This is a genomic window from Streptomyces sp. DH12, from assembly GCF_020873895.1.
Classification (GTDB): Bacteria; Actinomycetota; Actinomycetes; order Streptomycetales; family Streptomycetaceae; genus Streptomyces.
The window spans coordinates 1-659 of record NZ_JAHWGT010000366.1 but is presented as its reverse complement, the minus strand read 5'-3'; the positions used below and the strand labels follow the sequence as shown (position 1 = coordinate 659).

Sequence of the window (659 nt, the reverse complement as noted above, 5' to 3'; positions counted from 1 at the left end):
GGGTGGAGGAGTGGATGATCCGCCCGGCCTGTTCGGTCACCGCCTTGGTGACCTCGGGCAGGGCGTGGGCGGTCATGGTGGTGAGGATGCCGCCGAAGAAGTCCAGGTAGCGGTTGCCGTCGGAGTCCCAGACGTGGCGTCCCTCGCCGTGGGTGATCTCGATGGGGTGTTCGTAGTAGAGGGCGAGCCAGTCGGGGAGGACGGCGCGGTGGCGGCTCAGCAGGTCGTCGTTCACGGCCGCACCAGCCCTTCGTAGGCGTCGGGGCGGCGGTCGCGGTAGAAGGCCCACTGCTGCCGCACCTCGTCGATGAGGTCGAAGTCGAGGTCCCGGACCACCAGTTCCTCCTCGCTGTCGCCGGCCACGTCGCCGACGAACCGTCCGCGCGGGTCGACGAAGTAGCTCGTGCCGTAGAAGTCGTTGTCGCCGTACTCCTCGACGCCCACCCGGTTGATCGCGCCCACGAAGTACTCGTTGGCGACGGCCGCGGCGGGCTGCTCCAGCTGCCACAGGTAGCCGGACAGGCCGCGCGAGGTGGCGGACGGGTTGAACACCACCTCCGCGCCCGCGAGTCCGAGCGCGCGCCAGCCCTCCGGGAAGTGGCGGTCGTAGCAGATGTAGACGCCGATCCGGCCGGCCTGGGTGTCGAAGACGGGCCAGC

The 659-nt window shown here is 70.0% G+C and carries 2 protein-coding genes; both read right to left on the bottom strand.

Features of this window, described 5'->3' with window-relative positions; genetic code table 11:
* Positions 1 to 235 (bottom strand): aminotransferase class III-fold pyridoxal phosphate-dependent enzyme (locus LPA54_RS34595; RefSeq protein ID WP_228984594.1); only part of this gene is annotated, 235 nt, incomplete at its 3' end.
* Positions 232 to 659: nitrilase-related carbon-nitrogen hydrolase (locus tag LPA54_RS34590; protein WP_306806585.1), on the bottom strand; the 428-nt coding region annotated here is incomplete at its 5' end. The genes LPA54_RS34595 and LPA54_RS34590, both read right to left, overlap by 4 nt.